The sequence below is a fragment of the Pararhizobium sp. LjRoot255 genome (assembly GCF_964252905.1).
Taxonomy (GTDB): domain Bacteria; phylum Pseudomonadota; class Alphaproteobacteria; order Rhizobiales; family Rhizobiaceae; genus Pararhizobium.
In genome coordinates, this window is the sequence record NZ_CAXUPQ020000001.1 from 2,507,685 (window position 1) to 2,533,364 (window position 25,680).

The 25,680-nt window shown below is 62.0% G+C and carries 25 protein-coding genes; 13 read left to right on the forward strand and 12 right to left on the reverse strand.

What is annotated here, in order from left to right; genetic code table 11:
* Positions 1–163: 163 nt before the first annotated feature.
* The 4 genes from ACSQ2W_RS12185 to bglB form a co-directional block, all read right to left on the reverse strand.
* Positions 164–1,432: an ABC transporter substrate-binding protein gene (locus ACSQ2W_RS12185; RefSeq protein ID WP_436086462.1), complete on the reverse strand. Its 1,269-nt coding sequence runs from the start codon at positions 1,430–1,432 to the stop codon at positions 164–166.
* Positions 1,433–1,510: 78 nt separating this feature from the next.
* The gene (locus ACSQ2W_RS12190) at positions 1,511–3,994 is read right to left on the reverse strand and encodes a hypothetical protein (RefSeq protein ID WP_436086463.1); all 2,484 of its coding nucleotides are present in this window, start codon (positions 3,992–3,994) and stop codon (positions 1,511–1,513) included.
* Entirely contained in the window at positions 3,991–4,827 is an 837-nt protein-coding gene (kduI, locus tag ACSQ2W_RS12195) for a 5-dehydro-4-deoxy-D-glucuronate isomerase (protein WP_436086464.1), read from the reverse strand. The genes ACSQ2W_RS12190 and kduI overlap by 4 nt, the downstream gene beginning before the upstream one ends.
* The gene (gene bglB, locus ACSQ2W_RS12200) at positions 4,824–5,924 is read right to left on the reverse strand and encodes a beta-galactosidase BglB (protein WP_436086465.1); all 1,101 of its coding nucleotides are present in this window, start codon (positions 5,922–5,924) and stop codon (positions 4,824–4,826) included. Before bglB ends, kduI begins: the two co-directional genes overlap by 4 nt.
* Positions 5,925–6,040: 116 nt before the next feature.
* Here bglB and ACSQ2W_RS12205 point away from each other — a divergent pair, with 116 nt between their 5' ends.
* Positions 6,041–7,099, forward strand: a complete 1,059-nt coding sequence (locus tag ACSQ2W_RS12205) for a LacI family DNA-binding transcriptional regulator (protein WP_436086466.1) — start codon at positions 6,041–6,043, stop codon at positions 7,097–7,099.
* Between the two features lie 16 nt (positions 7,100–7,115).
* On the opposite strand, the gene ACSQ2W_RS12210 is transcribed toward ACSQ2W_RS12205, so the two are convergent.
* From ACSQ2W_RS12210 to ACSQ2W_RS12240, 7 genes are all read right to left on the reverse strand, one after another.
* The gene (locus tag ACSQ2W_RS12210) at positions 7,116–7,475 is read right to left on the reverse strand and encodes a cytochrome C oxidase subunit IV family protein (protein ID WP_436086467.1); all 360 of its coding nucleotides are present in this window, start codon (positions 7,473–7,475) and stop codon (positions 7,116–7,118) included.
* A gap of 9 nt (positions 7,476–7,484) precedes the next feature.
* A complete protein-coding gene (locus ACSQ2W_RS12215) occupies positions 7,485–8,207 on the reverse strand; it encodes a heme-copper oxidase subunit III family protein (RefSeq protein ID WP_436086468.1) in 723 nt (240 codons plus the stop codon).
* Positions 8,208–8,219: 12 nt separating this feature from the next.
* Entirely contained in the window at positions 8,220–8,924 is a 705-nt protein-coding gene (locus tag ACSQ2W_RS12220) for a cytochrome c oxidase subunit 3 (protein ID WP_436086469.1), read from the reverse strand.
* On the reverse strand, positions 8,924–10,699 hold the full coding sequence (gene ctaD, locus ACSQ2W_RS12225; protein ID WP_436086470.1) for a cytochrome c oxidase subunit I: 1,776 nt from the start codon (positions 10,697–10,699) through the stop codon (positions 8,924–8,926). The genes ACSQ2W_RS12220 and ctaD overlap by 1 nt, the downstream gene beginning before the upstream one ends.
* Before the next feature lie 34 nt (positions 10,700–10,733).
* Positions 10,734–11,573 carry a cytochrome c oxidase subunit II gene (locus ACSQ2W_RS12230; RefSeq protein ID WP_436086471.1) on the reverse strand — a complete coding sequence of 280 codons (840 nt, stop codon included), beginning with the start codon at positions 11,571–11,573 and terminating at the stop codon, positions 10,734–10,736.
* Positions 11,574–11,713: 140 nt separating this feature from the next.
* Positions 11,714–12,097, reverse strand: coding sequence for a c-type cytochrome (locus ACSQ2W_RS12235; protein WP_436086472.1), 384 nt, complete (start codon positions 12,095–12,097; stop codon positions 11,714–11,716).
* Positions 12,098–12,309: 212 nt separating this feature from the next.
* Positions 12,310–13,044, reverse strand: a complete 735-nt coding sequence (locus tag ACSQ2W_RS12240) for a GntR family transcriptional regulator (RefSeq protein ID WP_436086473.1) — start codon at positions 13,042–13,044, stop codon at positions 12,310–12,312.
* Positions 13,045–13,142: 98 nt separating this feature from the next.
* On the opposite strand from ACSQ2W_RS12240, the gene ACSQ2W_RS12245 reads away from it, so the two are divergent.
* The 12 genes from ACSQ2W_RS12245 (at position 13,143) to ACSQ2W_RS12300 (ending at position 24,742) form a co-directional block, all read left to right on the forward strand.
* Positions 13,143–13,745 carry an amino acid synthesis family protein gene (locus ACSQ2W_RS12245; protein ID WP_436080337.1) on the forward strand — a complete coding sequence of 201 codons (603 nt, stop codon included), beginning with the start codon at positions 13,143–13,145 and terminating at the stop codon, positions 13,743–13,745.
* A 7-nt stretch (positions 13,746–13,752) separates the two neighbouring features.
* On the forward strand, positions 13,753–14,550 hold the full coding sequence (locus tag ACSQ2W_RS12250; RefSeq protein ID WP_436086474.1) for an alpha/beta fold hydrolase: 798 nt from the start codon (positions 13,753–13,755) through the stop codon (positions 14,548–14,550).
* Positions 14,547–15,473: a flavin reductase gene (locus tag ACSQ2W_RS12255; protein ID WP_436086475.1), complete on the forward strand. Its 927-nt coding sequence runs from the start codon at positions 14,547–14,549 to the stop codon at positions 15,471–15,473. Before ACSQ2W_RS12250 ends, ACSQ2W_RS12255 begins: the two co-directional genes overlap by 4 nt.
* A gap of 5 nt (positions 15,474–15,478) precedes the next feature.
* Positions 15,479–16,516: an LLM class flavin-dependent oxidoreductase gene (locus tag ACSQ2W_RS12260; protein WP_436086476.1), complete on the forward strand. Its 1,038-nt coding sequence runs from the start codon at positions 15,479–15,481 to the stop codon at positions 16,514–16,516.
* Positions 16,517–16,520: 4 nt separating this feature from the next.
* Positions 16,521–17,987, forward strand: coding sequence for an aldehyde dehydrogenase (locus ACSQ2W_RS12265; RefSeq protein ID WP_436086477.1), 1,467 nt, complete (start codon positions 16,521–16,523; stop codon positions 17,985–17,987).
* A gap of 5 nt (positions 17,988–17,992) precedes the next feature.
* Positions 17,993–18,322 carry an NIPSNAP family protein gene (locus tag ACSQ2W_RS12270; RefSeq protein WP_436086478.1) on the forward strand — a complete coding sequence of 110 codons (330 nt, stop codon included), beginning with the start codon at positions 17,993–17,995 and terminating at the stop codon, positions 18,320–18,322.
* 118 nt (positions 18,323–18,440) lie between these two features.
* The gene (locus ACSQ2W_RS12275) at positions 18,441–19,451 is read left to right on the forward strand and encodes an ABC transporter substrate-binding protein (RefSeq protein ID WP_436086479.1); all 1,011 of its coding nucleotides are present in this window, start codon (positions 18,441–18,443) and stop codon (positions 19,449–19,451) included.
* A gap of 115 nt (positions 19,452–19,566) precedes the next feature.
* Positions 19,567–20,406, forward strand: coding sequence for an ABC transporter permease (locus ACSQ2W_RS12280; RefSeq protein WP_436087767.1), 840 nt, complete (start codon positions 19,567–19,569; stop codon positions 20,404–20,406).
* A 1-nt stretch (position 20,407) separates the two neighbouring features.
* Positions 20,408–21,208 (forward strand): ABC transporter permease, encoded by an 801-nt coding sequence (locus tag ACSQ2W_RS12285; protein WP_436086480.1) that lies wholly within the window; start codon positions 20,408–20,410, stop codon positions 21,206–21,208.
* The gene (locus tag ACSQ2W_RS12290; RefSeq protein WP_436086481.1) at positions 21,205–22,287 is read left to right on the forward strand and encodes an ABC transporter ATP-binding protein; all 1,083 of its coding nucleotides are present in this window, start codon (positions 21,205–21,207) and stop codon (positions 22,285–22,287) included. The genes ACSQ2W_RS12285 and ACSQ2W_RS12290 overlap by 4 nt, the downstream gene beginning before the upstream one ends.
* A 167-nt stretch (positions 22,288–22,454) precedes the next feature.
* A complete protein-coding gene (locus ACSQ2W_RS12295; protein WP_436086482.1) occupies positions 22,455–24,080 on the forward strand; it encodes a GMC family oxidoreductase in 1,626 nt (541 codons plus the stop codon).
* Positions 24,081–24,259: 179 nt separating this feature from the next.
* Positions 24,260–24,742, forward strand: coding sequence for a DUF1772 domain-containing protein (locus ACSQ2W_RS12300; RefSeq protein WP_436087768.1), 483 nt, complete (start codon positions 24,260–24,262; stop codon positions 24,740–24,742).
* Positions 24,743–24,761: 19 nt separating this feature from the next.
* Here the strand turns inward: ACSQ2W_RS12300 and ACSQ2W_RS12305 are convergent, their stop codons facing one another.
* Positions 24,762–25,673 carry an aldo/keto reductase gene (locus ACSQ2W_RS12305; RefSeq protein ID WP_436086483.1) on the reverse strand — a complete coding sequence of 304 codons (912 nt, stop codon included), beginning with the start codon at positions 25,671–25,673 and terminating at the stop codon, positions 24,762–24,764.
* Between the last annotated feature and the right edge of the window lie 7 nt (positions 25,674–25,680).

The window sequence follows — 25,680 nt, forward strand, 5'->3', positions numbered from 1 at the left end:
TGGCCTCCTGCCCACGCTGATAGCGGTTCGCCATGCCTGCGAAGCCGGTAATCATGTCCATATTTTTATTGCGGTGTTGGCAAACAGTCTTGTGCCGGCGGCGTCGCGTGGCTCCCGCATCTCCGCAGCTGTCGAGCCGCCGGCACGAATTCCTGCCGCTGGGTTAAAGACTGGAGTCTTTTACCTTCGCGGCGATATCCGCATCGATGCGAGTGATCGCTTCGTCAAGCGGCATCTCACCGGCCGCGGCCTGGCTGACGCGCGTGACAAGAGCCCCGTAGAACGTGTCGGACCAGTGCCAGCCGGGCAGCTTGCGAGCGAGTTCGGACAGCGAACCTGCCGCCGCGACAAACTCGGCCAAAGCCGCCTTTGCCTGGGCGTCGTCGGTCTTGAAGTCGAGACCCTTTGCCAGCACGCCCTTGTGCGCGGGCAGGAACAGGGTGCGCTCCGAGAACTCCTTTACGATGTCCTCGCGGGCGAGATAGTCCATGACCTTGGCGACGTCCTTGGGGTTTTTCGTGTATTTGATCGCAACGAGCCCAGCACCACCGGTCATGCCCGTGCAGTTTTCAGATCCGCAGGGGCTGCCGGTCGCCACCCAGTCGAAATTCGAACCGATCTTGGCGGAGAAGTTCGGAACCTGCCACGAGCCGGAGTAGTAGTAAACAAGCTGGCCGTTGATGAAGTCATCGGCGGCGGCGCGATATGTCGATCCGGCGGCCGATACCCAGACATCCTTGCTCATCGTTCCATCTTCAATCCAGCCCACGAACTTGCCGAGGAAGGCCTTGGTGCCTTCATCCAGCGGCGCGGGCTTGCCGTCGGGACCAATGTAGTTGGCGCCATAGGCTAAGTTGGGCCCGCTCAAGCGGTGGCCGGATCGGTCAAGGGCCATCGGGAAGGGAACCTGCTGGCTCTCGGCGACCTGCTTTGCAGCTTTCGCCCAATCATCCCAGGTCGCATCCTTTCCGGGGATTGCAACGCCGGCCTGCTCGAACAAGGTCTTGTTGGCAAAGCCGCCGGCAATGGTGATCTGTGTCATGAAGCCGGAAATCTGGTTCGAGCCGTCAGGACGCATCCAGTCTGCCTGGGCGCCGAAATTTTCATCCCAATAGGCGGCATCGGCCACCAGCGGGCGAAGATCGAGCCAGTGCTGGCTCATCGCCTTGAGGTTGGTTACGCGTGCAATGTCCGGGCCGTCCCCGGCTTCGAGCTGCACGGGGAGCTGCTCGCGCACGACGCTGTAGGACACGTTGTCGAGCACGACGTTGATGTCCGGATTTTCCTTCATGAACCGGTCGAGGAGGTCCTTGAGGACTTCTCCTTCCACACCATCGGAATACCACATGACGCGGACATCGCCGGCGATCGCGGCCGTCGATGTCAAGAGCCCGACGGCCAAAGCCGCCAGCATTGTTCTGGTCTTTCGCATAGTCTTCCTCCTCTTGTGCGCGAGCCCTCCAGCTCGCAGGTCAACGTCACGCCGGCTTCTCCCGCCAGCGCTTCGCTCTTAATTGGCGGTCAGCATGATGACCTCGCCGGCAACCGTGAATTCGTTTGGCAAGATAGTGCGGCCTTCCGCCTCCGCCGAGCCATCCGCGCGGAATGTCACGGTGCCGTATTGCGGATCGTCGATGACGAACGAGCCGTCTTCCTTCTCCTCGACTGCAAGCGCGCCGAACCGGGCTTCCACCGATGCAAGGCTGGAGGCTTCGCAGACCCGCACGATCCAGCGCGTCTTGCGGCCGTATTGGCGCAACTCGGCATTGGCGGACGGACCGTCCTTGACCATGACGAAGTCGGTGCTGCCGCGCAGCATCATCGCCCCTTGGCCGCTGCGTGCAAGTGCCAGATTGCCCACGACGCTGCTTTCTGTGAATTCGGCGGCGGGGAACCAGGCGTGGGTGAAGTCCGGTTGTTCGTCGAAAGTGGAAAAATCGAGTACGGCCAGCCCGCGATACTGGTGGGCGCGAGGGAGGGTGCCGCAGCCGCCCCAGAAGGAGGGCCGGCCGTACCCGAACTGAATCGTCTCGCCGGGATGGTTGATCCAGACGGCGGCCTCGGGCCGCTCGCCGATCCGCAGATGCAGTACCGTCTCCTGGTAGCCCCATTCATTCCAGCGGTAGTGGGCGGCAGAACCCATGGCGAAGTCGCGGCTCTTGTAGTGATAGAGCGCGGCAAGACGGTTTTCGCCCTGCGCGAAACGCCACTCCTGATGCGCCTCTGCCTGATGGTTTGCGATCATCGCGAAATCGCCCGGGATATCGAGGCCGTGGTCGCGCAGGCAGACGGCAAGCTGCGGCAACGCATGGACGCGGCGGCCGTACCAGCCTTTGCCCCACAGCAGCCGCGCGACGCCGGAGAGTTCGAGTGAGCGGCCGGCGCAGAGCGTGTGTTCGTAGGAGCGCCCCTGCGCCGCTGTCATCATGCCGTGGTGAGCCGAGCGGGCGATCACTTCGCAAAGGCGAACGATACCCTTTTTGGCGCGATCGGCGATGTCGGCATCGGGGGACAGGGCGGCGAGCGCCGTCAGACCCTTGAGGTCGATCGGGAAATAGGGCGCGGAGTTGAACTCCGCCATTTCCCAGGCCTCGAAATGATCGAGCCAGGCGCGCACGCGGGCTGCACCCACGGCACGCTGTTCGGCTCCCGTGCGGCCTGAGCGGGTGAAGGTCTCGTCGGCCAGGAGATCTCCGGCGAGATAGGCTGAGGTGTGAAACAGGAGTGCGTGGTTTTCGGAGAAATACCACTGTACGTCGTTGCCGGGCTCGTCCATCCAGTAGCGGAAATCGAGGATCGCCTGGTCGATGCGGTTGCGGGTTTTCTCGGCGATGTCGTTGCCCCAGACGGTTCGCGACCAGATTAGCGGAACCAGCGAAAAATCGGCGCAGTCGTGGCAATCTTCGATCGACGGCAGGATTTCCTCGATCATGGCATCCGTATCGGCGCCGCCGCGGCCGCTTGCGAGCCGTGCAAAGGCGCGTACCGTATCACGTTCGGAAAAAGCCGAGATTTCGTCCAGCGTTTCCGCGATCCGTTCGGCAAGCGCGGCAGGCGCGCTTCCCTGCCGGCCGGCATGACAGATCTCGACGCCAAGCGACCGCGAGGCGACAAAGCCGCCAGCCTGCAGCGTGATGCGGAAATGGCGGAAATCGGCGGGCGCATCTTCCGACGGGCCAATGATCAAGCGCGCATCGCCCGCCTTGAGAACGAAGTCGTAGTCGACGCGCTCGGTCGACATGAAATCGCCCTCGACCGCCACGTTCACGTCGACATCGACCGGCAAGGGCCCGGCGAACAGAAGTTTGATATCGCCTTCAAAATAGGCCGTCCTGTCGAAGTGCATTCCCTGGAGCGCCGCCTCGATCGTCCCGGCGACCTTGCCTTCGATCGGCACCGGCACGGCCACGCTTGCGGCCGGTCCGTCGAGATAATCGAGCTGGAAGAAGTAGCGGGCGTCGCGCTCGGCCAGATCATCGAAAAAGATGGTGATCTCGTTCAACCCAGCCGTCAGCGGCAGGTCGAATTCGGCCTTTGCCTCCAGATTGCGGCTATAGGGCGCCATCCAGCCGATCTCGGTACCGTTCAGCCAGAGGACCGCGCCGCCGCAGGTGCCGAGGCGCAGCTTTGCCGTCCCGGCCTTTTCGGCGGCGATGAAAGTCCGTGCCCAGGTGGCAAGTCGCGTCGGGCGGAACCAGAAGCCGGACAGATCGAGCCGCGGCGAGCCGAAGGGAAGCCACCAGCGGGTGGCCTCGAAGGCGCTGCGCACATCCGGCCGCTTGCCGCGATAGCGCTCGGCGAAGATCGTGCGGCAGGGATATTCGTGCGGGATGAAGTTCTTGTGCTTGGTGAGGAAGAAAAACGGGTCCATCTCGCCCTTCATCGGGGCGTCAGGAACGTCGAAGCGCTCTTCGGCAATCACGCCGAGTTGCCAGTAACGGATGGCTTCGCCTGGATTCAGCTCACGGTTCATAAGAGATCTCATATTCGTCATTTCAGCTCGGCCAGGGCCACCGGGGCCACATCGTTGTATTCCTGGTTTTCGCCGGTCATGCCCCAGACGAAGGCGTAGGGACCCGTGCCGGCGCCCATATGGATCGACCAGGCGGGAGAGAGCACGGCGTCGCCATTGGCGACGATCAGATGGCGCGTCTCTTCGGGGCGACCCATCAGATGGACGATGCGATCCTCCGCCGCCATGTCGAAATAGCAATAGGCTTCCATGCGGCGCTCGTGCAGATGCGGCGGCATGGTGTTCCAGACGCTGCCCTCGGCAAGATCGGTAATGCCCATCAGAAGCAGGCAGGAGGGCGCGACTTCCGGATGGATGTACATGGCAAGGCGGCGCTTGTTTGAACGGCGGCCGTCGCCGAGTTCGAGCGCTTTGGATTCTGCCTTTTTGATCAGCCGGTGAGCGTTGTCCGCACCGGCCGGCACCGAGTTCATGTAGAACCGGGCAGGGGCTTTTCCCGAGGCGCTCGCCATCGTAATTTCGCGCGCTCCGCGGCCGACATAGAGCACGTCGCGATTCTCCAGCGTGAAGGATTGCCCATCTACGGCCACGGTGCCCGTGCCGCCAAGATTGGCAATTCCCATTTCGCGCGCCGACAGGAGATACGGCGTGCCGATCTCGGCACCGGAACCGAAAGTCACGCTCCTGGAAACCGGCATCGCGCCGCCGAGAAGCAGGCGGTCCACATGCGTATAGGTGAAATTGACTGCGTCCGGCATGAACAGGTCGGTCATCAGGAAGGCGCTGCGGAGTTTTTCCGTGTCGTAGCCTTTGATGTCTTCCGGCCCGGCGCCGTACAAAATCTTCATCGTCATGCCGCTTGTCCTTCTATCCCGACGTGCTCAAGGCCTTCGGAAAGGCATAGGATAGCCAAAGCCTGCCCGTAGCCCGTCGGTTGAATGGGAATATCCTTGTAGAACTGGAGGTCATGGCCCATGCGCGTGCCGTAGGAGACGTTGAGCACGGTGCCGGTCTCGTCAATATTATCCATCACCACCCCAAGCGCCTTCAGACCCGCCATGCGCCAGTCCGGGGTGCCGAGCCCGAGCCGGTAACCCTTGAGAAGGCCATAACCGATGCCGGCGGTGGCGGAAATTTCCTCATAGGAGGTGGGATCGTCGAGCAATGTGCGCCAGGCGCCAGACGGTGCCTGAAGCGCAAGCAGGGCATCGACCTGCGCCACGAGAACGCCCTGGAGGAAGTCCTTCACCGGCTTGGCGATGTCGGCGAGATCGAAGAGGTCGAGCAGGCCCGCGGTGATCCAGGCATTGCCGCGTGCCCAGCGGGCCCGCGCGAAATTGTGCCGGCCGTCGAAGGTCCAGCCATGAAACCACAGGCCGCTATGCGTGTCGGCGAGGTAGCGGGCATGCACGAGAAATTGGCGGGAGGCCTCGTCGACCAGTTCGCGCCGGCCGCTCGCCTGGCCATAGGATGCCAGGAACAGGGCGACCATGTAGAGGGTGTCGTCCCAGAGCTCGTTATGATTGACCTTGTCGGAGACGTGATGCTCGAAGCCGCCTTCCGGCGTGCGGCCCAGGTCCAACATCACGCGGTTGGCCCAGTCATCGAGGACTGGCTGCCAGCGGGGATCGCGGGTGCTGGCCCAGAGAACCGAAAGGCCGAGCATGGGCGCGGTGGTGTTGACGTTGAGCTGCGGCAAACCCGCCTCGATGCGCGCCTGGTACCACCCTTCGATGAGCTGACGCAGGTCGTCGCGGCCGGTGAAAAGCCAGAGCTTGATCAGGCCATAGAGGCCGACGCCCTGCGGCCACTCCCAGCTGTCGAAGCTGATGTAGTCGCCGGCAGTTCCGTCGAGATTCGGCTCGTGGAAGCGACCATCGTGCCTCAGGCCGGTCGTTCCGGCGACAAGGCGATCGAGACCATCGCGAATATCGCGGCCATTCAGGGCCATGGCATTCCTCCCAATCCGTCCGCTCTTCGGCGGCTCCTGTGCTGGTAATAAAGGCATGATATTTTTTCTTGCGCAATCTGAAAATTTTTCTCATAATTGCGACAACGAGGGATGAGATGACTGTGAAGCCATTGCCCGGAAAGCGCGGAAAGAAGAGCAAGCGCGTGCGTCTAGAGGATATCGCAGAGGCTTGCGGGGTTTCTCTGAGCACCGCCTCACGCGCGCTCGCGGGTGAGAAGGGCGTTCGGCCGGATATCCGCCAACGGGTGCTCGAGGCTGCGAAGGTTGCCAACTATCTCATCCCGACTGCGGTTGCCGGACAGAAGGTCATTCTGGCCGCATCGAGCGCCGCCATGATCGATTATGTGCGCAACCAGTTCACGCTCTATGTCCTTGAAGGCTTGACGGAGCGCGCGCAGGCGCTCGGGCTTGAAATCGTCACACGCCCGATCGCCGACAGGAACGAAGAACTGGCGGTGCTGAAGGAGGCTTTGGACGATCCTCAGGTTGCCGGCCTGCTTTTTCTTACCGTCGATGACGAAGGCATGCTGGCCGCCACGCGCGGTTTCGACAAGCCGGTCGTGCTTCTGAACGGCGACGATCCGTTCATGCGGCTTTCCAGTGTCACGCCCTGCAATCGATCGAGCGCACGGCTGGCCGCCGATCATCTGATCGATCTCGGCCACCAGCGCATCCTTTTCCTGATGCGGCCCGGCCGGCGCACCATTGAACGGCGCTATGAAGGTTGGAAAGATGCCCTGCTGCAGCACGGGCTGCCTTGCGGTGATGATCTTGTGGTTCCCATCGAAGATTGGCTTCCGGAGCTTGCGGCCCAGGCGGTCGCGTCGCGGATCGCCGCACGCGGCCTTGATTTTACCGCCGTTCTGGCTGCCGGCGACAGTCTTGCCGTCGGCGCCATGATGGGTGTGCAGCAGTCAGGGTTTTCCGTGCCCGGCGACGTCTCGGTGATGGGTATGGACGATCTTCCGCAGGCGGCCTTCCTCAACCCGCCGTTGACGACCATGCATATTCCGATGCGCGAGATCGGTTCCGTGGCGCTCGATCTCTTGCGCGACAACCTTTCCGGTCTTCCAATGCCGCCGCGCCGCGTCGAACTCGCCTGCCATCTGGTCGAACGTTCATCGACGGCGCCGGCCCGGAATAGATCTGCCTAGCAAGAGTTGGGTCGCTTTACTGGACTGTGCCGGAGACCGCCATGCGCGTGAAAATCGTGTAATTGGATTCCGAGACCATCATGGCGACGAAGACGAGCACGAGGAGCGGCGGCAGCAGGATGGCATAGACAAGCGCCAGTCGCTCCCAGGCCATATGCATGAACACAGCGACGATCAGCCCAGCCTTGAGGATCATGAAAAGCAGGATCAGGGACCACCGTAGATAGCCCTGCAGGCCGACATAATCGACCAGATAGGAGCCGGCGCTGAGAATGAACAGAAAGCCCCAGACGACGAGATAGAGCCGGATCGGATGCTGCTGATGCTGCTCCTGCTCCTGCACCTGCTCCTGGGCATGCATTGCAACTTGTGCCATCAGATCACCTCACCACAGATAGAAGAAAGCGAAGATGAAAACCCAGACCAGATCGACGAAGTGCCAGTAGAGGCCCATGATCTCGACGATTTCGTAATTGCCCTTGCGGCTGGTAAAGAAACCGCGCCTTTCCGTATCGAAATCGCCCCGCCAGACCTTGCGCGCGATAATGAGGAGAAAGAGGACGCCGATCGAGACATGGGTGCCGTGAAACCCTGTGATCATGAAGAACGACGAGCCGAATTGGGCGGCACCCCAGGGGTTTTCCCAGGGGCGGACGCCCTCCGAAATCAGCTTCGACCATTCGAATGCCTGCATTCCGACGAAGGATGCGCCAAGAACCGCAGTCAAAAGCATCAGGATTGCCGTCGTGCGGCGATCCCGGCGGTAGCCGAAATTGACGGCCATCGCCATCGTGCCGCTGCTGGAGATCAGGATGAAGGTCATGATGGCAATCAGGATCAGCGGGATTTCCTGTCCGCCGAGCGTGAGTGCGAAGACTTCACTGGGGTTCGGCCAGGGGACGGGTGTCGACATGCGGGCGGTCATATAAGCGAGCAGGAAGCAGCCGAAGATGAAGGTGTCGCTGAGCAGGAAGATCCACATCATGGCCTTGCCCCAGGACACATTCTTGAAGGCTCGCTGATCCGACGACAGATCGGCCGCGATACCGCGTAAGCCCAAAGGGCGCTCGTGCGTTTCGCCGGTATGCACTTGCGTGGATTGCGCCATCGTCACCACTCCCTATGTGAGCAATTGCCGGCAAAGATCGGCGAAATCATTTGCCCAGCCAGCGAAGAGTGCAAACAGGACCAGCCAAACGGCGAGCATGAAGTGCCAATAGACGGCACAGAGATCCACGCTCAGGCGCAGGCTGCGTGATGCGGGGGCGCCCCAGGCCTTCGTCATCGTCCGGCCAAGGGCCACAAGGCCGCCGAGAATGTGGAGGCCATGCATTCCGGTGATCACGTAGAAGAAGCTGTTCGCCGGATTGTCGGCGAGCACGTAGCCCGCCTGCGTCAGTTCCCGCCAGGCGAAGATTTGTCCGGTGAGAAAAAGGACCGCAGTCGCAAGTGCGGCAAGGAGGGCGGTTTTCACGGTGTCGCTGCGGCCGTGTTGCGCTTCAGTTTTGGCCCATTGCATCGCCGCGCTGCTGACAATCAGGGCGGCGGTGTTCAGCCATAGCAGTCGGGGAATAGGCGTCGACCACCAGTCGGGCGTTCCGACCCGCATCAGATAGGCGCTGATGAAGAGGCTGAAGAGGGCGCCGACGACAGCGAGAAACACATAGAGGCCGATTTTTGCAGGCGGGATGGGCGATCGTTCACCGCCTCCCGGTTGTCCAAGGTGCCCCACTTCGAGCCATGGCCTGGAAGTCAGCCGCTGCCCCGCCATCCACCAGATGATGATGACGGCGATAGTGGCGAGGAAGAGCAGCATGACGCTCATCACACCGCCTCTCGCGTCGGCCCGCCGAGCCCCGGCTGGTTTTGCGGAATGAAGTCTTCGGCGGCGCCCGGTACGCTGTAGTCATAGGGCCAACGATAGACCACGGGCAGTTCCTTGCCCCAGTTGCCATGGGCGGGCGGAGTTTGCGGCGTCTGCCATTCGAGCGTCGTCGCCCGCCAAGGGTTGCCGCCGGCCTCTCTACCCTTCTTCAGGCTCCAGACGAGGTTGAACAGGAAGAGGATCTGGGCGGCGCCGACGGTGAGCGCCATGACGGAGATGAACGCATTCAGCGTGTGGGCCGATTCGGGAATAAAGGCCGTTTCGCCAAGTTCATGATAGCGGCGCGGGATGCCCAACAGGCCGAGATAGTGCATCGGGAAAAAGATCAAGTAGGCGCCGAGGAAGGTGACCCAGAAGTGGATCTGGCCCATCGCCTCGTTCAGCATCCGTCCGGTGACTTTCGGATACCAGTGATAGATCGCCCCGAAAATCACCATGATCGGCGCCACGCCCATGACCATGTGGAAATGCGCGACGACGAACATCGTGTCGGACAGGGGCACGTCGACGACGACGTTGCCGAGGAACAGGCCCGTCAGCCCGCCATTGACGAAGGTGACGATGAAGGCAAGCGCAAACAGCATAGGCAGCGACAGGTGGATGTCGCCGCGCCAGAGGGTCAGCACCCAGTTATAGACCTTGATCGCGGTTGGAACCGCGATGATCAGCGTCGTCGTGGCGAAGAAGAAACCGAATTTCGGGTTCATGCCGCTGACATACATGTGATGCGCCCAGACGATGAAGGAGAGCGCGCCGATGATGACGATCGCCCAGACCATCATGCGGTAGCCGAAGATGTTCTTCCTCGCGTGGGTGCTGATCAGATCGGACACGATGCCAAAGGCGGGAAGGGCAACGATATAGACTTCGGGGTGGCCGAAGAACCAGAAGAGATGCTGGAACAGGATCGGGCTGCCGCCCCCCTGTTTCAGCTGCTCGCCCATCTCGACGATGGCCGGCATGAAGAAACTGGTTCCGAGAAGCCTGTCGAACAGCATCATCACGGCGGCGACGAAGAGGGCGGGAAAGGCGAGCAGCGCCATGATCGTTGCGGTGAAGATACCCCAGATCGTCAGCGGCAGGCGCATCAGCGTCATGCCGCGGGCGCGCGCCTGCAGCACGGTGACGACATAGTTCAACCCACCCATGGTAAAGCCGATGATGAACAGGATAAGCGACGACAGCATCAGGAGGATGCCCCAATCCTTGCCGCCCGGCGTGCCTGAGAGGATGGCCTGCGGCGGATAGAGCGTCCAACCGGCGCCTGTCGGTCCGCCGGGTGCGAAAAAGCCGGCGGCCAGGACGAGGACGGCGAGCAGGTAGAGCCAGTAGCTCAGCATGTTGGCATAGGGAAAGACCATGTCGCGGGCGCCGACCATCAAGGGGATGAGATAGTTGCCGAAGCCGCCGAGAAACAACGCAGTCAGGAGATAGATCACCATGATCATGCCGTGCATGGTGATGAACTGGTAATAGTGATCGGCGTCGATGAAATCGAACGTGCCGGGAAAGCCGAGTTGCAGGCGCATCAGCCAGGAGAGCACCAGCGCCACCATGCCGATGGCCGTCGCGGTGATCGAATATTGAATGGCGATGATCTTGGCATCCTGGCTGAAGACATATTTCGTCCACCAACTCTTCGGATGATAAAGCTCGACATCCTCCACTTCCGCCAGTGGAATGACTTCGCTTGCATCGGACCTGATATCGACCATCATTTCCCTCCCGCTTCGTCTTCTTGCACGCCTGCTATTTCGCGGAGGACGTGCTGGATGCAATCGTCGTTTCTTCCTGTCTTGCTGCGAGGAGCTGGGTGAAGGTCTGCTGCTCTTGCAGCCATGTCTGATAGTCGGCCTCGTTATCGACCACGACGGTGCCGCGCATTTGCGGATGACCGGTGCCGCAGAGTTCGGCGCAGAGAACTTCGAACGTCCCGGTTCGGGTCGGAGTAAACCAGAAATAGGTCTCCATGCCCGGTATCATGTCCATCTTCGCCCTGAATTCGGGGACGTAGAAATCGTGCAGCACATCGACCGAGCGCAACAGCATCTTGACGGGTTTTCCGACCGGCAGGTGCAATTCGCCGCCTTCGATGATGAGGTCGTCGAGACCGTTCGGGTCATTGGGGTTCACGCCGAGCGTATTGCCGTCGCCGATCGCGCGGGTCTCGGAGGTGCCGAGCTTGCCATTGGCGCCGGGCAGACGGAAACTCCAGAGCCACTGCTGGCCGACGACCTCGACCTCGGTCGTTCCGGCTGGAACGGTGACGAACTGATGCCACACGAAAAGCCCAGGCGCCAGCATGGCGGCAACGCCGATGCTTGTCACCGAAGCGAGCCAGACTTCCAGTTTTTTGTTTTCCGGTTCATAGGCGGCGCGGTTTCCCGGGCGATGCCGGAAGCGAAGGACGCAATAGGCGACGAACAGCACCACGGCGACGAAGACGAAGCCGGTGATCCAGAACGTGATGATGATGGTATTGTCGATGTAGTTCCAGTTAGACGCAATTGGCGTCCACCACCATGGGCTGAACAGATGGAACAGCACGGATCCAACTGCCAGAATGACGAGAATAAGCACTACAGCCATTTCCTGTCCCCTCCCTGCCTCGGACGGCTGTGGACATGAATTCGTAACCTGTAGAATTGCCGGGTCAGTATCGCACGAACAACAAATTCAGGCAATTAGCAGCTTGCATAAGCCTAAAGAGTACGTGCGGACTTTTCTCATCAGGGGAATTGTTTGAGATAGGCGATGAGGTTGGTGATTTCGTCGTCCTTCTTAACCCCGGCGAAGGCCATTTTCGTGCCTTTCACTTTCGCCTTTGGATTGTGCAGATAGTCGCGCAGCGTTGTTTCGTCCCAGACAAGTCCGCCTTCGCCAGCCGCCTTCATCCCCGACGAGTAGCTGAAATCCGGATGTGTTCCGGCCTTCCTGCCGAACAGGCCCTTCAGCGAGGGACCGACCTTGTTCTTGTCGCTATCGACTACATGACAGGTTGCGCATTTCTTGAAGACGGCGGCGCCTGCCTCCGCATCGCCTTCCTGGGCAAGCGTACTGGGCGGACAGAGAAGAATGACCAACAAGCCTATCGTCAGAACGTCGCCTCGCATTGCAATCCTCCTCCAGGTTGCCCGAAACACCGGCCTGCGCCTCCCATTTTTGCCGCCGCAGCCGGACCGCACCGCTCGTCACCGTTGCGGGTGAAAGACGGTTGCGATCAAGAAAAGGTATGCCTCGGCCCTGATAAGTCAATTGGTACGAAGGGAGAGGGCGCACCAAGCGTCGTCCGCAATCATCTGTCCGGCGGGCGCGGGTGCTGGTTTCAGACCGGTGCGGGTCTGGTCTGATCCACGGGCGTCAGCAGGCTTTGCGCAATTCGGGCTGCCTCCTCGATATGGGCACGGCATGCTGCTGCGGCCGCATCCGGATCGTTGCGCTCGATGGCGTTGAAGATTTCGCGCATTCTCGCCGGGCCCGATACGGTGCGGTTGGTAGTGGAAAGGGTCATGACCCGCAGCCGCGAAATGCGGCTGTTCAGCCGCTTGACGATGTCCCAGGCGATCTCGTGGCCGCCCGACAGGAAGATCGTTTCGTAAAATTCGGTTGTCGCGGCAAGGATCGTCAAGGCGTCGTTCTTGCGCGAATTGCGATCAAGATCCTTCAGGACCGTCTTCAGCTTTTCCTTCGTCGCCGTATCGGCGTTGCGGGCGCAATCGGCGACCGCCGTCGTTTCGAGCGCGATGCGGACGTCGTAGATCTGCCGCGCCTGGCGCCAGTCGATCAGGGCGACGATCGGCCCTTGTTTCGGCGCCGTCTCGATAAGACCTTCCGTTTCGAGATGGCGCAGCACTTCGCGGATGACGGAGCGAGAGACGCCGAGCTGGTCGCAGAGCGTACGCTCGACGAGGCGCTGTCCGGGGCTGAAAAGGCCGGCAATGATGGCGTTGCGCAGCCGTTCGAGCGCCATTTCCCGAAGGGTTACCGGCGGGGTTTCGATCCGGAGCGATTCCAGCTTCCGGGCGGTTTCGGCAGTCGGGGCGAAAAGCTTCTGGTTCATGGTTCACTCATAGACACAGAAATGATTCCAAACAAGACTTGACACGTGATATTATGGTATACCATCATACGGAATATCGACATAGAAGGAAAACGGCCTTGGCTATCGAAATCCGCAAGACACTTCTTCAGGTGGAAACCACGCTGGTCGAGGGCGGCAAGGCCGCCCAGACGCCGCTGAAGCTTTACGCGGCGATGGCCGTGGTGAAGAATCCCTGGGCCGGACGGGGGTTCGTCGAAGATCTCAAGCCGGAAATCCACGCGGCGGCGCCGGTGCTCGGTGAGCTCCTTACGCGCATGATCATCGAGGCCGTCGGGTCGGGCGAAAAGGTCGAGGCCTATGGCAAGGCGGCGATCGTCGGGCTTGATGGCGAGATCGAGCATGCTTCCGCGCTGATCCATACGCTGCGTTTCGGCAACCACTATCGCACCGCGGTCGGTGCAAAGTCCTATCTTGCGTTCTGCAACACGCGTGGCCCGGCCAATGCGCCTGTCATGATCCCGCTGATGGACAAGAACGACGAGGGGCGCCGCTCGCACTACCTCACCATCCAGACGTCGATCGCCGACGCGCCGGCGGCCAATGAGATTGTTGTCGCGCTTGGCGCCTCGGTCGGCGGCCGTCCGCATCATCGCATCGGCGATCGCTACCAGGACCTCAAGGATCTTGGCAGCGACGTGAACAACCCGGCAGCGGTCTGAGGCTGACATGGAAGCGGTCCGGCGGTTGCACACCAAGAACGGCACGGCCTATGCGGAGCAGGGCGCCGGCGAACCGCTGGTGCTTATCCATGGCGTCGGCATGCGGCTGGAAGCCTGGGCGCCGCAGATGGCGGCGCTCGGCAAGAGCCATCGTGTGATCGCAGTCGACATGCCGGGGCATGGCGAGAGCCGGCCCTTGTCAGGCGAGGCTGGGCTTGAAGCCTTCGTTGCGTGGCTTGGCCTTTTCCTCGACGATCTGGGGCTTGAGCGCATCAATGTCGCCGGACACTCCATGGGTGCCCTGATTGCCGGCGGTGCGGCCGCGACGTTCGGTGCGCGAATTACCCGCGTGGCGCTGTTGAACGGCGTCTATCGTCGCGATGCTGCTGCAAGTGCCGCGGTCATTGACCGGGCGCGGGAGATCCGGGCCGGGCAGATCGATGTCGACGGTCCGCTGCTGCGCTGGTTCGGGACGGGCAGTCAGGAAAGCGATGCCTACCGCCTGACCCATCGGTGGCTGTCTTCGGTCGATCGCGGGGGGTATGCTACGGCCTATGCCGCCTTTGCCGCCGGTGACAGCACCTATGCCGATTGCTGGCCGAATGTCGGATGTCCGGCACTGTTTCTGACTGGAACCGACGATCCCAATTCGACCCCGGCCATGGCGCAGGCCATGGCGGATGCGGCGCCTGCCGGTTACGCCGTGCTGATCGGCGGCCACCGGCACATGGTCAATCTGACGGCGCCCGACGAGGTCAATGCGATCCTCTCGGACTGGCTGGCGAAACCGGAGGAGATGAGATGAGCGAAGCGGGTTTCGATGCGCGTGCCCTGCGCGATGCGTTCGGCGCTTTTCCAACCGGCGTGACGGTGGTGACGGCCCATGACCCATCCGGACAGCCGATCGGCTTCACGGCCAATTCCTTCACCTCGGTGTCGCTCGATCCGCCGTTGCTGCTGATCTGCCTGGCAAAGACCTCGCGGAATTTTGCGGCAATGACCGGGTCAGCCGGCTTCGCGGTCAATATCCTGTCCGAAGCCCAGAAAGATGTTTCCAACACCTTCGCCCGTCCGGTCGAGGACCGCTTTACCGCCGTCGAATGGAAGAAGGGACCTGAAGGTTCGCCGATCTTTTCCGATGTCGCGGCCTGGTTCGATTGCGCGACCGAACAGGTGCTGGATGCGGGCGACCACGTCATCATGACCGGCCGGGTCAAGGCGTTCGCCAACAGCGGCCTGAATGGTTTGGGTTATGCCCGGGGCAGCTATTTCACGCCGGCATTGGCGGGCAAGGCGGTTTCGGCGGCGGCTGAAGGCGCAGCACAGTTGAGCGCCGTGATCGAACGCAACGGCTCCGTCCTTCTGCTTGGAAGCGACGTTCTCAGCCTTCCCACCTGCGCCATGGAAGGCGGCGAGCCGACGCAGATGCTGCGGGATTACCTTGAGACGCTCACGGGACTGAGCGTGTCCATCGGCTTTCTCTATTCCGTCTATGAAAGTCGCGCCGACAACCGGCAACATATCGTCTACCGCGCAACCGCGCTAGCCGGGGAGCCGGCCACCGGACGCTTCCTGCCGCCCGCCGAGGCATTGAAGCAGACATTCGACACCACTGCCACCGCCGATATCCTCCGACGCTTCGATCTGGAAAATTCCATCGGCAATTTCGGCGTTTATTTCGGCAATGAGACGGCCGGCAAAGTTCACCCGGTATCAAGGAAGGCCTGATCGCGATGAAATTTTCCCTCTTCGTCCATATGGAGCGGCTCGATGCCGGTCAGGATCACAAGCGCCTGTACGAGGAATTCGTGGCGCTCTGCGAGATCGCCGACAAGGGCGGCATGCACGCCATATGGACCGGCGAGCATCACGGCATGGACTTCACCATCGCCCCCAACCCGTTCGTGACCATCGCCGATCTGGCACGCCGGACCAGCAAGGTGCGGCTGGGCACAGGTACGGTGATTGCGCCGTTCTGGCATCCGATCAAGCTCGCCGGCGAGGCGGCGATGGCGGACCTCATCTGCGACGGCCGGCTGGATATCGGCATCGCGCGCGGCGCCTATACCTTCGAATATGAGCGGTTGCTGCCGGGCCTCGATGCCTGGGGGGCCGGCCAGCGCATGCGCGAACTCATTCCCGCGGTGAAGAAATTGTGGGAAGGCGACTACGCCCATGACGGCGAGTTCTACAAGTTCCCGTCGACCACCTCTGCGCCGAAGCCGATCCAGCAGCACCCGCCGATCTGGGTGGCGGCGCGCGATCCGAACTCCCATGAATTCGCGGTCGTCAATGGCTGCAACGTGCAGGTGACGCCGCTCTGGCAGGGTGACGATGAGGTCGAGACGCTGATGGGACGCTTCAACGAGGCCTGCGCCAAGCACGCTGCCGTCGAGCGGCCGAAGATCATGCTTCTGCGCCACACCTATGTCGGGTCCGACGAGGCCGACATCACGCAGGCCGCCCATGAGATGAGCGTCTACTACAATTACTTCTTTGCCTGGTTCAAGAACGAGAAGCCGATCCATCAGGGCCTGATCGAGCGGATCCCGGCCGAGGATATCGCCGCCAATGCGATGCTGTCGGCGGACGTCATGCGGGCAAACAACGTGGTCGGCAGCGCCGGCGACGTCATCAACCGGCTCAAGGCTTATGAGGCCATGGGCTATGACGAATATTCCTTCTGGATCGACACCGGTATGAGCTTCGAGCGCAAGAAGGCCTCGCTGGAGCGTTTCATCGCCGATGTCATGCCGGCATTCGGGGAGTAGGGTGATGCAGCAGTTCCAATGTTACATCGACGGACGTTTCGGCAATGGCGAGGCGCGTTTTCAAAGCGTTGATCCCGCAACAGGCGCTGCGTGGGCGGAGATGCCCGAGAGCCGTAAGGCCGATGTCGACCGCGCGGTCGAAGCGGCCCATCAGGCGCTGCACGGCGGCGGCCGCTGGGCGCGGATGACGGCGACGCAGCGTGGCAAGCTGCTCTACCGGCTCGCCGATCTCATCGCGGCGAGCGTGCCGCGGCTGGCCGAGCTCGAAACCCGCGATACTGGCAAGATCATCCGCGAGACGTCCTCGCAGATCGCCTATGTCGCCGACTATTATCGCTATTATGCGGGGCTCGCCGACAAGATCGAAGGCGCCTTCCTGCCGATCGACAAGCCGGATATGGACGTCTGGCTGCGCCGCGAGCCCGTCGGTGTCGTCGCGGCCATCGTGCCCTGGAACAGCCAGCTCTTCCTCGCCGCCGTCAAGATCGGCCCGGCGCTTGCCGCCGGCTGCACGATCGTCGTCAAGGCATCGGAAGATGGCCCGGCGCCGCTGCTCGAATTTGCCCGGCTCGTCGACGAGGCCGGTTTCCCGCCCGGTGTCGTCAATGTCATCACCGGCTTTGGGGCCACCTGCGGCGCTGCGCTCACCGCGCATTCGAAAGTCGCCCATATCGCCTTTACCGGCGGCGCCGAGACCGCCCGCCATATCGTGCGCAGCTCGGCGGAAAACCTCGCCTCGACCTCGCTCGAACTGGGTGGCAAGTCGCCGCTCATCGTCTTTGCCGATGCCGATCTCGAAAGTGCGGCGAATGCGCAGGTCGCCGGCATCTTTGCCGCCACCGGCCAGAGCTGCGTCGCCGCCTCCCGGCTGATCGTCGAGCGTAGCGTCAAGGACCGCTTCCTCGAAATCCTCGCTGCCAAGGCCGAGGCGATCCGCATCGGTTCACCGCTCTCCATGGACACCGAAGTAGGGCCGCTGGCAACGGAACGGCAGCGCCGGCATATCGAAACCCTGGTCGCCGCCTCGCTCGATGCGGGTGCCAAGGTCGTAACCGGCGGCTCGGCGCCGGCCGGGGAGGGCTATTTCTATCGCCCGACCATTCTCGATTGCGACGGCACGAGCGCGCCGTCGCTGGACAAGGAATTCTTCGGCCCGGTCCTCTCCGTCATTTCCTTCGAGACGGAGGCCGAAGCGATCGAGCTTGCCAACAGCACGCCCTATGGGCTCGCGTCGGGCATCTTCACGCAGAACCTGACGCGGGCGCACCGGCTGATGAAAGCGATCCGCGCCGGCATCGTCTGGGTCAACACCTACCGGGCGGTGTCGCCGATTGCGCCCTTCGGCGGCTCGGGCCTTTCCGGCGACGGGCGCGAAGGCGGGCATGCGGCGGCACTCAGCTACACCCGCACCAAGACCGTGTGGCTCCGGACGTCCGATGATCCGATCCCCGATCCCTTCGTGATGCGGTGACGACGATGTTCTACGAAATCCGCACCTACCGGCTGAAGAACGGTGCCATCCCGGCCTATCTCAAGGTCGTGGAAGAGGAAGGCATCGCGATCCAGAAAAAGCATCTCGGCGACCTCATCGGCTATTTCTTCTCGGAAATCGGCCCGATCAACGAGATCGTCCACATCTGGGGTTTTTCCAGTCTCGATGATCGCGAGGCGCGCCGCGGCGGCCTGATGGCCGATCCGGACTGGCAGGGTTTTCTGCCGAAGATCCGCGACCTGATCGAGGTTGCCGAAAACAAGATCATGAAACCGGCAGCCTTTTCACCAACGGGAGGATCGCGACCGGCGTGATCACAGGTGGCCTACATGCCGGAGGAGGGAAAACTCCGGCGTCAACGGGTCCACAAACAGCGGCGCAGATCGCTGCAAACCATCAGAACGCAGTCCAACAATAACGGAGCAAGGGAACATGACAAAGACATTCATCATCGCGGCCATGGCCGCCACACTCGGCCTGTCCACCACGGCCGCGGCCGCCGATCTGGTGTTCACCAGTTGGGGCGGAACCACCCAGGATGCACAGAAGGCCGCCTGGGCCGATCCGTTCACATCGGCAACCGGCATCAACGTGGTGCAGGACGGACCGACCGATTATGGTAAGCTCAAAGCCATGGTCGAGGCCGGAAGCGTCACGTGGGACGTGGTCGACGTCGAGGGCGACTATGCCGTCCAGGCTGGCAAGGCCGGCCTGCTCGAAAAGCTGGATTTCTCGGTCATCGACAAGTCGAAGCTCGATCCGCGCTTCTTGACCGACTATTCCGTCGGCAGCTTTTATTATTCCTTTGTCATCGGCTGCAACAAGGATGCCGTCTCGGCCTGCCCGAAGACCTGGGCGGACCTGTTCGACACCGCCAAGTTCCCCGGAAAGCGGACGTTCTACAAGTGGTCGGCACCCGGCGTGATCGAAGCTGCCTTGCTGGCGGACGGCGTTGCGCCCGAGAAGCTATATCCGCTTGATCTGGATCGCGCCTTCAAGAAGCTCGATACCATCAAGGCCGACATCATCTGGTGGACCGGCGGTGCGCAATCGCAGCAGCTGCTGGCTTCCGCGGAAGCGCCGTTCGGGTCGTTCTGGAACGGGCGCCTGACGGCGCTTGCCGAAACCGGCGTCACCGTCGAAACGTCATGGGAGCAGAACATCACCGCGGCAGACGCCCTGGTCGTGCCGAAGGGCACGAAGAACAAGGAAGCGGCGATGAAGTTCATTGCGGCTGCAACCAGCGCCGATGCCCAGGCGAACATGGCGATCAACACCGGCTACGCCCCGATCAACCTCGATTCCAGCGCCATCATGGATGAAAAGATTCGCATGACCCTGCCGGACATGCAGTCGGCGAGCCAGATCAATGCCGACATGGAATACTGGGCGGCAAACCGCGATGCGATCGGCGAACGCTGGTACGCGTGGCAAGCCAAGTAAGGCGTCATCGGCGGGGCGCGACCGGTTCGCGCTCCGCCTTCCGCACTCGACGGAACCGTTCTGATAAGGGGTTTTCGGCATGGCCTTGCTGACCGAGCGAGACAACACAACGGCGATGGGCAACGTCCGCTCGGTCCGGTCGAGGAATTTCGCCCTGACCGTTCCGGCACTGCTGCTGCTCGTGGTGTTCTTCATCCTGCCGGTGGTGTCGCTGCTGTTGCGCAGCGTGATGGAGCCTGAGCTTGGCCTCGGCAACTACAAGGCCCTGCTCGCCTCGACCACCTATCTGAAGATATTCCTGAACACCTTCAGCGTGTCCGCACTGGTGACCGTGGTGACACTCGCGATCGGCTTTCCTGTCGCCTGGGCACTCGCCATCATGCCGACGCGCTGGGCCTCGATCGTCTTTGCCGTTTTGCTTCTGTCGATGTGGACAAATCTTCTCACGCGCACCTATGCCTGGATGGTGCTGTTGCAGCGCACCGGCGTCATCAACAAGACGCTGATGGGATTAGGCCTGATCAGCGAGCCGTTGCCGCTGGTCAACAACCTTGTCGGCGTCACCATCGGCATGACCTATATCATGCTGCCCTTCATCATCCTGCCGCTCTATGGCGTCATCCGCAAGATCGATCCGGCCATCCTGCAGGCGGCGGCGCTATGCGGCGCAACCCGCTGGCAGGCGCTGACGCGCGTTCTCATCCCGCTCGCCGCCCCCGGCATGGTCGCCGGCGCGCTCATGGTCTTCGTCATGTCGCTCGGTTACTTCGTTACCCCGGCGCTTTTGGGCGGCACGGCAAACATGATGCTGGCCGAACTGATTGCGCAGTTTGTTCAATCGCTGGTCAATTGGGGCATGGGCGGCGCGGCGGCGCTGGTGCTTCTCGTCGTCACCCTGGCACTCTACGCCGTACAGCTTCGCCTGTTCGGGACCGCCCGCATGGAAGGACGCTGAGATGCTGTTGAATTTCGATCGCCTTGGCGGATGGAAATGGGCGCTCATCGCCATCACCGGCCTGACGGCGGCCTTTCTGATCCTGCCGATCGTCTTTATCGCGGCGTTGTCCTTCGGCTCGTCGCAATGGCTGATCTTTCCTCCGCCTAGCTGGACGCTGAAATGGTATGAAGCCTTTTTTGCCGATCCGCGCTGGCTCGAGGCTGCCGGGACGAGCTTCTACATCGCCGCCATCGTCACGGTTCTGTCGGTCCTCATCGGTCTCGTCGCCTCGTTCGGTCTGGTGCGGGGCCGCTTCATCGGCAAGGAGGGTCTGCGGGCACTGTTCCTGACGCCGATGATCCTGCCGGTCGTGGTGCTTGCCGTCGCTCTCTATGCCTTTTTCCTGCGCATAGGGCTCAACGGAACGGTGACCGGCTTCGTCATTGCCCATCTGGTCGTGGCGCTGCCGTTCTCGATCCTCTCCATCACCAATGCGCTGGAAGGTTTCGACAAGTCGATCGAGGACGCGGCCGTGCTCTGTGGGGCGAGCCCGCTGGAGGCGAAGCTGCGGATTACCCTGCCGTCGATCAGCCATGGGCTATTTTCGGCAGCTGTCTTCTCGTTTCTGACGTCCTGGGATGAAGTCGTGCTGGCGATCTTCATGGCGAGCCCGACCCTGCAGACGCTGCCCGTCAAGATCTGGGCCACGCTGCGGCAGGACCTGACGCCCGTGATCGCCGCCGCCTCCACCCTTCTGATCGTCATCACCATTGCCCTGATGCTTCTGGTCGCGCTGCTGCGCAAAGGACTGAAATCATGACCGCACCCTTCCTGCAAATCCGCAGCTTGAGAAAAGACTACGGCATCGTCACGGCCATCCGGGAGGTCAGCCTCACGGTCGAGCGCGGCGAGTTCATGACGTTTCTCGGCCCCTCCGGATCGGGCAAGAGCACGACGCTCTACATCCTCGCCGGCTTCGAGAACCCGACGGCGGGCGATATCCTGCTGAACGGCCAGAGCCTGATCGCGACGCCCTCGCACAAGCGCAATATCGGCATGGTGTTCCAGCGCTACACGCTGTTTCCGCATCTGTCGGTCGGCGAGAACATCGCGTTTCCCCTGAAGGTCCGGCGTCTTCCCAAGGCCGAGATCGACGCCAAGGTGGCGAAGATGCTGAAGCTCGTCCGGCTCGAAGGGTTCGAGGACCGCAAGCCGGCACAGATGTCGGGTGGTCAACAGCAGCGCGTGGCGCTGGCGCGGGCGCTCGCCTACGATCCGCCGGTGCTTTTGATGGATGAGCCGCTGTCGGCGCTCGACAAGAAGCTGCGCGAGGAAATCCAGCACGAGATCCGCCGCATCCATCAGGAAACCGAGGTGACCATCCTCTACGTGACGCACGACCAGGAGGAGGCGCTGCGGTTGTCCGATCGCATTGCTGTGTTCTCCAAGGGCGTGATCGACCAGATCGGTACCGGCCCGCAGCTCTATGCCAATCCTGCCACCCGCTTCGTTGCGGAGTTCATCGGTGACAGCGATTTCGTCACCTGCCGCGTGCTCTCTGCCCGGGACGGACGGGCGGAACTCGCGGTGGGCACGGACATGACGATCAGCGGCGTTCCCATGCATGGCAGCGCTGCGGCCGGTAGCAAGGCCGCCTTGATGCTGCGCCCCGAACGCCTCTCCCTCAAGCGTGGACAAGGCGGCGGCAACGGCCTGTCGGCTACCGTCACGGACATCACCTTCCTCGGCAGCAACATCCATGTCGCCGCAATGGTTCCGTCCGGCGAGGCGCTGTCGGTGCGCTTGCCCTTTGGACACGAGGCGACCGCCGGCCTGGCACGGGGAGACACGGTATCGCTTGGTTTCGACCCGGCGAGCGCGCACGTCTTCTGCGCCTAGACGGCGCGGCCGCCGCGATGGTGCGGAGGGAGCGTTCTATCGTCTGAACGTCTCGCTTGAGGGGCGTTATGCGCTGCGATACGGTCGGTCTCGGGATATCGCCGATACCCTGAAGCCGCTGTGGCTTCGGAGACGGCAGTCGAGGCTGCGGCACCGGGAGTGGCGGCGTGAACAGGCATGCGAATGAGGCCGCAGTCGATGCGGGCAGTTATGATTTCATTATCGTCGGCGCGGGCTCGGCGGGATGTGTGTTGGCGAACCGGCTGTCGGCTGATCCGAAGACACGGGTCCTTCTCCTGGAGGCAGGGGCAAGCGACCGCTACCATTGGGTGCATGTACCGATCGGCTATCTCTACTGCATGGGCAATCCGCGCACCGACTGGATGATGAGGACCGCGGCGGAAAAAGGGCTGAACGGCCGCTCCCTGCCATACCCGCGCGGAAAGGTGCTGGGTGGCTGCTCCTCGATCAACGGCATGATCTACATGCGCGGGCAGGCGGCGGACTATGACGGCTGGCGGCAGGCGGGCAATACCGGCTGGGGCTGGGACGATGTCCTGCCCTATTTCCTGAAATCGGAGGACAGTTATCGCGGCAAGTCTCAGATGCATGGGGCCGGCGGCGAATGGCGGGTGGAAAAACAGCGGCTCTCCTGGCCGATCCTCGATGCTTTTCGCGACGCGGCCGAGGAACTCGGCATCCCGAAGACGGACGATTTCAACGCTGGCGACAACGAGGGATCGGGTTATTTCGAGGTGAACCAGCGCGGCGGGTTGCGCTGGAACACCACGAAGGCCTTTCTTCGTCCGGCGATGAAGCGGCCCAATCTGCGGGTATTGACCGGAGCGGAGACCGAACGTCTCGAGCTTGACGGCAGACAAGCTACCGGTGTCCGCTTCCGGCGGAACGGGCAGCTCCATGTCGCCCGCGCAGGCCGAGAGGTGATCCTTTCGGCGGGCGCGATCAATTCGCCGAAGATACTGGAGTTTTCGGGGGTCGGCCGGCCGCAGGTGCTGTCCGCCGCCGGCATCGATGTCAGCCATGAATTGCCTGGCGTCGGTGAAAACCTGCAGGATCATCTGCAGATCCGCACCGTCTTCCGCATCGAAGGCGCAAAGACGTTGAACCAGCTCTACCATAACCTCTTCACCCGCGCCGGGATGGGGCTCGAATATGCGCTATGGCGTTCCGGGCCGCTGTCGATGGCACCCAGCCAGCTCGGCATCTTTGCCAAGAGCGATCCTGCCGTGGCGACCGCCGATCTCGAATATCACGTGCAGCCGCTCAGCACCGATCGCCTCGGCGAGCCGCTGCATCGCTATCCGGCGGTCACCGTTTCCGTCTGTAACCTGCGGCCGGAAAGCCGGGGGACGGTACATGTCACTGACGCGGACCTGTCGGCGGCGCCGGAAATCCGGCCCAACTATCTGTCGACGGCTGGAGACAGGATCGTCGCGACGAAATCGATCCGTCATGCCCGCCGGTTGATGGCGGCGAAGGCAATCGGGAAATACCGTCCGCAGGAGATGCTGCCGGGGACCGAGTTCCAGAGCGACGAGGACCTGATCCGTCGCGCAGGCGATATCGCGACAACGATCTTTCATCCGGTCGGCACCTGCAAGATGGGCGGTGACACAATGGCCGTCGTCGATCCCCAGTTGCGGGTTCATGGGATTGCCAATCTCCGGGTCGTCGATGCCTCGATCATGCCGGCGATCGTTTCGGGCAATACCAATTCGCCGGTCATCATGATCGCGGAAAAAGCGGCAGCGATGATCGCAGTGAAAGGATGAGGCGAGGCTTTTGGATCAGGATTTCCGGGTGACACCATCTGGCTTGTGACCTATCTCTTCACCACACCTCTTTACGGCGGCAACGAAAGCCTGACGTATGCCCAGGTGCTCGGCCTTACGCCGGGTTACTTTTCCGACTATGCGCGTGAAAACGGCTGCAACCTGGGAGACCTGACATGATGGCTGGCGTTTTTTCCTTTTTGATCTTTTCCGCGGCGATCGGCGCCGGCCTCAATGCCGGTCTGTTCTTCATCTTCTCCGTCTGCATCATGGCCGCGCTCGGGCGCCTGCCTGCTGAGCAGGGCATTGCCGCCATGCAGTCGATCAATGTCGTCATCCTCAATCCGTGGTTCATGCTGGCCTTCTTCGGAACGGCGCTTCTGTCGCTTGTGCTCGTCGCTGGTGGGTTCATGACCGGCAGCCCGGCGAGGCTCTACGTGATCGCAGGTGGATTTCTTTTCCTCGCCGGCACGATCCTGGTGACGATGGTCTTCAATGTGCCGATGAACAATGTTCTCGTGGCATTGCAGCCGCAAAGCGAGGAGGCCGCCCGGCTGTGGTCCTCGACCTATCTCGTCGATTGGGTCAGGTGGAACCATGTGCGGACGCTGTCGTCCGTCGGTGCGCTCGGTTGCTTCGTCATGGCTTTCCGGGTTGCCTGATGGGCTCTCCGGAAACCAGCTAAGGCACCGGTCGCCCGGTTGCCGTTTCCAACACGTGGAACCAATCCTGAAGTTCAAGCTCGATTTCGCCGGCGCGGGCCAGCGCCTGCACCCGTTTGGGGTCGGTCGAGCCAATGATCGGCAGTGGTTTGGAGGGCAGACGCAGCAGCCACGCAAGTGCAATGGCGCCCGGACCACCCGCATTGTAGCGGGCCGCGAGATCGGTCAGCAGTTCGACAAGTCTCGGATTGCCCTTCTCCGGGTCAAACAACCGGCCACCGCCAAGCGGAGACCAGGCCATCGGGAGTACACCGAGGCGCTGGCAGTCGTCGAGCGTGCCGTCATGAAGCGGTGCCGTATGGGTGACGGACAACTCGATCTGGTTTGCCACGAGCGGAATGTTGAGCTTCGATTGCAGCAGCGCGAATTGCGGGGGCGTGTAGTTCGAAACGCCGACAGCGCGGGTCTTGCCCTCCGCAACCAAGGTTTCCAGCACGCCGGCAACCTCTCCGGCATCAAGCAGGGGATCTGGTCGATGCAAAAGCAGCAGATCGACGTGATCGACTTTCAGATTGCGCAATGAGTTTTCGAGCGACTGCCGAATATGCTGGGGAGTGCTGTTATAGTGTTTAATGCGATGATCCGGCCGCGCCGGGCCGACCAGCGCGATGCCGCATTTCGTCACCAGTTCGATCCTGTTGCGCAAATCGGGGCGGCTCGCCAGCATCTCGCCGAAGAGCGCCTCGACCCGGTAGCCGCCATAGATATCCGCGTGATCGATCGTCGTGATCCCTGCGTCGAGACATGTGTCGACCATGCGGGCGATGTGCGCGATCTCGCGCCGCTCCGGATCGTTGGTGACGCGGTACGCTCCCCAGACCAATCTCGAAAGTACAGGGCCGTCGCTGTGAAGCTGGATACGGGACATCATGGTCGCA

What these genes read in the sequence shown, in the direction of transcription:
- ACSQ2W_RS12185 (WP_436086462.1), bottom strand. Translation starts at nt 1,432, where the DNA reads ATGCGAAAGACCAGAACAATGCTGGCGGCTTTGGCCGTCGGGCTCTTG.
- ACSQ2W_RS12190 (WP_436086463.1), bottom strand. Translation starts at nt 3,994, where the DNA reads ATGACGAATATGAGATCTCTTATGAACCGTGAGCTGAATCCAGGCGAA.
- kduI (WP_436086464.1), bottom strand. Translation starts at nt 4,827, where the DNA reads ATGACGATGAAGATTTTGTACGGCGCCGGGCCGGAAGACATCAAAGGC.
- bglB (WP_436086465.1), bottom strand. Translation starts at nt 5,924, where the DNA reads ATGGCCCTGAATGGCCGCGATATTCGCGATGGTCTCGATCGCCTTGTC.
- ACSQ2W_RS12205 (WP_436086466.1), top strand. Translation starts at nt 6,041, where the DNA reads ATGACTGTGAAGCCATTGCCCGGAAAGCGCGGAAAGAAGAGCAAGCGC.
- ACSQ2W_RS12210 (WP_436086467.1), bottom strand. Translation starts at nt 7,475, where the DNA reads ATGGCACAAGTTGCAATGCATGCCCAGGAGCAGGTGCAGGAGCAGGAG.
- ACSQ2W_RS12215 (WP_436086468.1), bottom strand. Translation starts at nt 8,207, where the DNA reads ATGGCGCAATCCACGCAAGTGCATACCGGCGAAACGCACGAGCGCCCT.
- ACSQ2W_RS12220 (WP_436086469.1), bottom strand. Translation starts at nt 8,924, where the DNA reads ATGAGCGTCATGCTGCTCTTCCTCGCCACTATCGCCGTCATCATCATC.
- ctaD (WP_436086470.1), bottom strand. Translation starts at nt 10,699, where the DNA reads ATGGTCGATATCAGGTCCGATGCAAGCGAAGTCATTCCACTGGCGGAA.
- ACSQ2W_RS12230 (WP_436086471.1), bottom strand. Translation starts at nt 11,573, where the DNA reads ATGGCTGTAGTGCTTATTCTCGTCATTCTGGCAGTTGGATCCGTGCTG.
- ACSQ2W_RS12235 (WP_436086472.1), bottom strand. Translation starts at nt 12,097, where the DNA reads ATGCGAGGCGACGTTCTGACGATAGGCTTGTTGGTCATTCTTCTCTGT.
- ACSQ2W_RS12240 (WP_436086473.1), bottom strand. Translation starts at nt 13,044, where the DNA reads ATGAACCAGAAGCTTTTCGCCCCGACTGCCGAAACCGCCCGGAAGCTG.
- ACSQ2W_RS12250 (WP_436086474.1), top strand. Translation starts at nt 13,753, where the DNA reads ATGGAAGCGGTCCGGCGGTTGCACACCAAGAACGGCACGGCCTATGCG.
- ACSQ2W_RS12255 (WP_436086475.1), top strand. Translation starts at nt 14,547, where the DNA reads ATGAGCGAAGCGGGTTTCGATGCGCGTGCCCTGCGCGATGCGTTCGGC.
- ACSQ2W_RS12260 (WP_436086476.1), top strand. Translation starts at nt 15,479, where the DNA reads ATGAAATTTTCCCTCTTCGTCCATATGGAGCGGCTCGATGCCGGTCAG.
- ACSQ2W_RS12265 (WP_436086477.1), top strand. Translation starts at nt 16,521, where the DNA reads ATGCAGCAGTTCCAATGTTACATCGACGGACGTTTCGGCAATGGCGAG.
- ACSQ2W_RS12270 (WP_436086478.1), top strand. Translation starts at nt 17,993, where the DNA reads ATGTTCTACGAAATCCGCACCTACCGGCTGAAGAACGGTGCCATCCCG.
- ACSQ2W_RS12275 (WP_436086479.1), top strand. Translation starts at nt 18,441, where the DNA reads ATGACAAAGACATTCATCATCGCGGCCATGGCCGCCACACTCGGCCTG.
- ACSQ2W_RS12280 (WP_436087767.1), top strand. Translation starts at nt 19,567, where the DNA reads ATGGGCAACGTCCGCTCGGTCCGGTCGAGGAATTTCGCCCTGACCGTT.
- ACSQ2W_RS12285 (WP_436086480.1), top strand. Translation starts at nt 20,408, where the DNA reads ATGCTGTTGAATTTCGATCGCCTTGGCGGATGGAAATGGGCGCTCATC.
- ACSQ2W_RS12290 (WP_436086481.1), top strand. Translation starts at nt 21,205, where the DNA reads ATGACCGCACCCTTCCTGCAAATCCGCAGCTTGAGAAAAGACTACGGC.
- ACSQ2W_RS12300 (WP_436087768.1), top strand. Translation starts at nt 24,260, where the DNA reads ATGGCTGGCGTTTTTTCCTTTTTGATCTTTTCCGCGGCGATCGGCGCC.
- ACSQ2W_RS12305 (WP_436086483.1), bottom strand. Translation starts at nt 25,673, where the DNA reads ATGATGTCCCGTATCCAGCTTCACAGCGACGGCCCTGTACTTTCGAGA.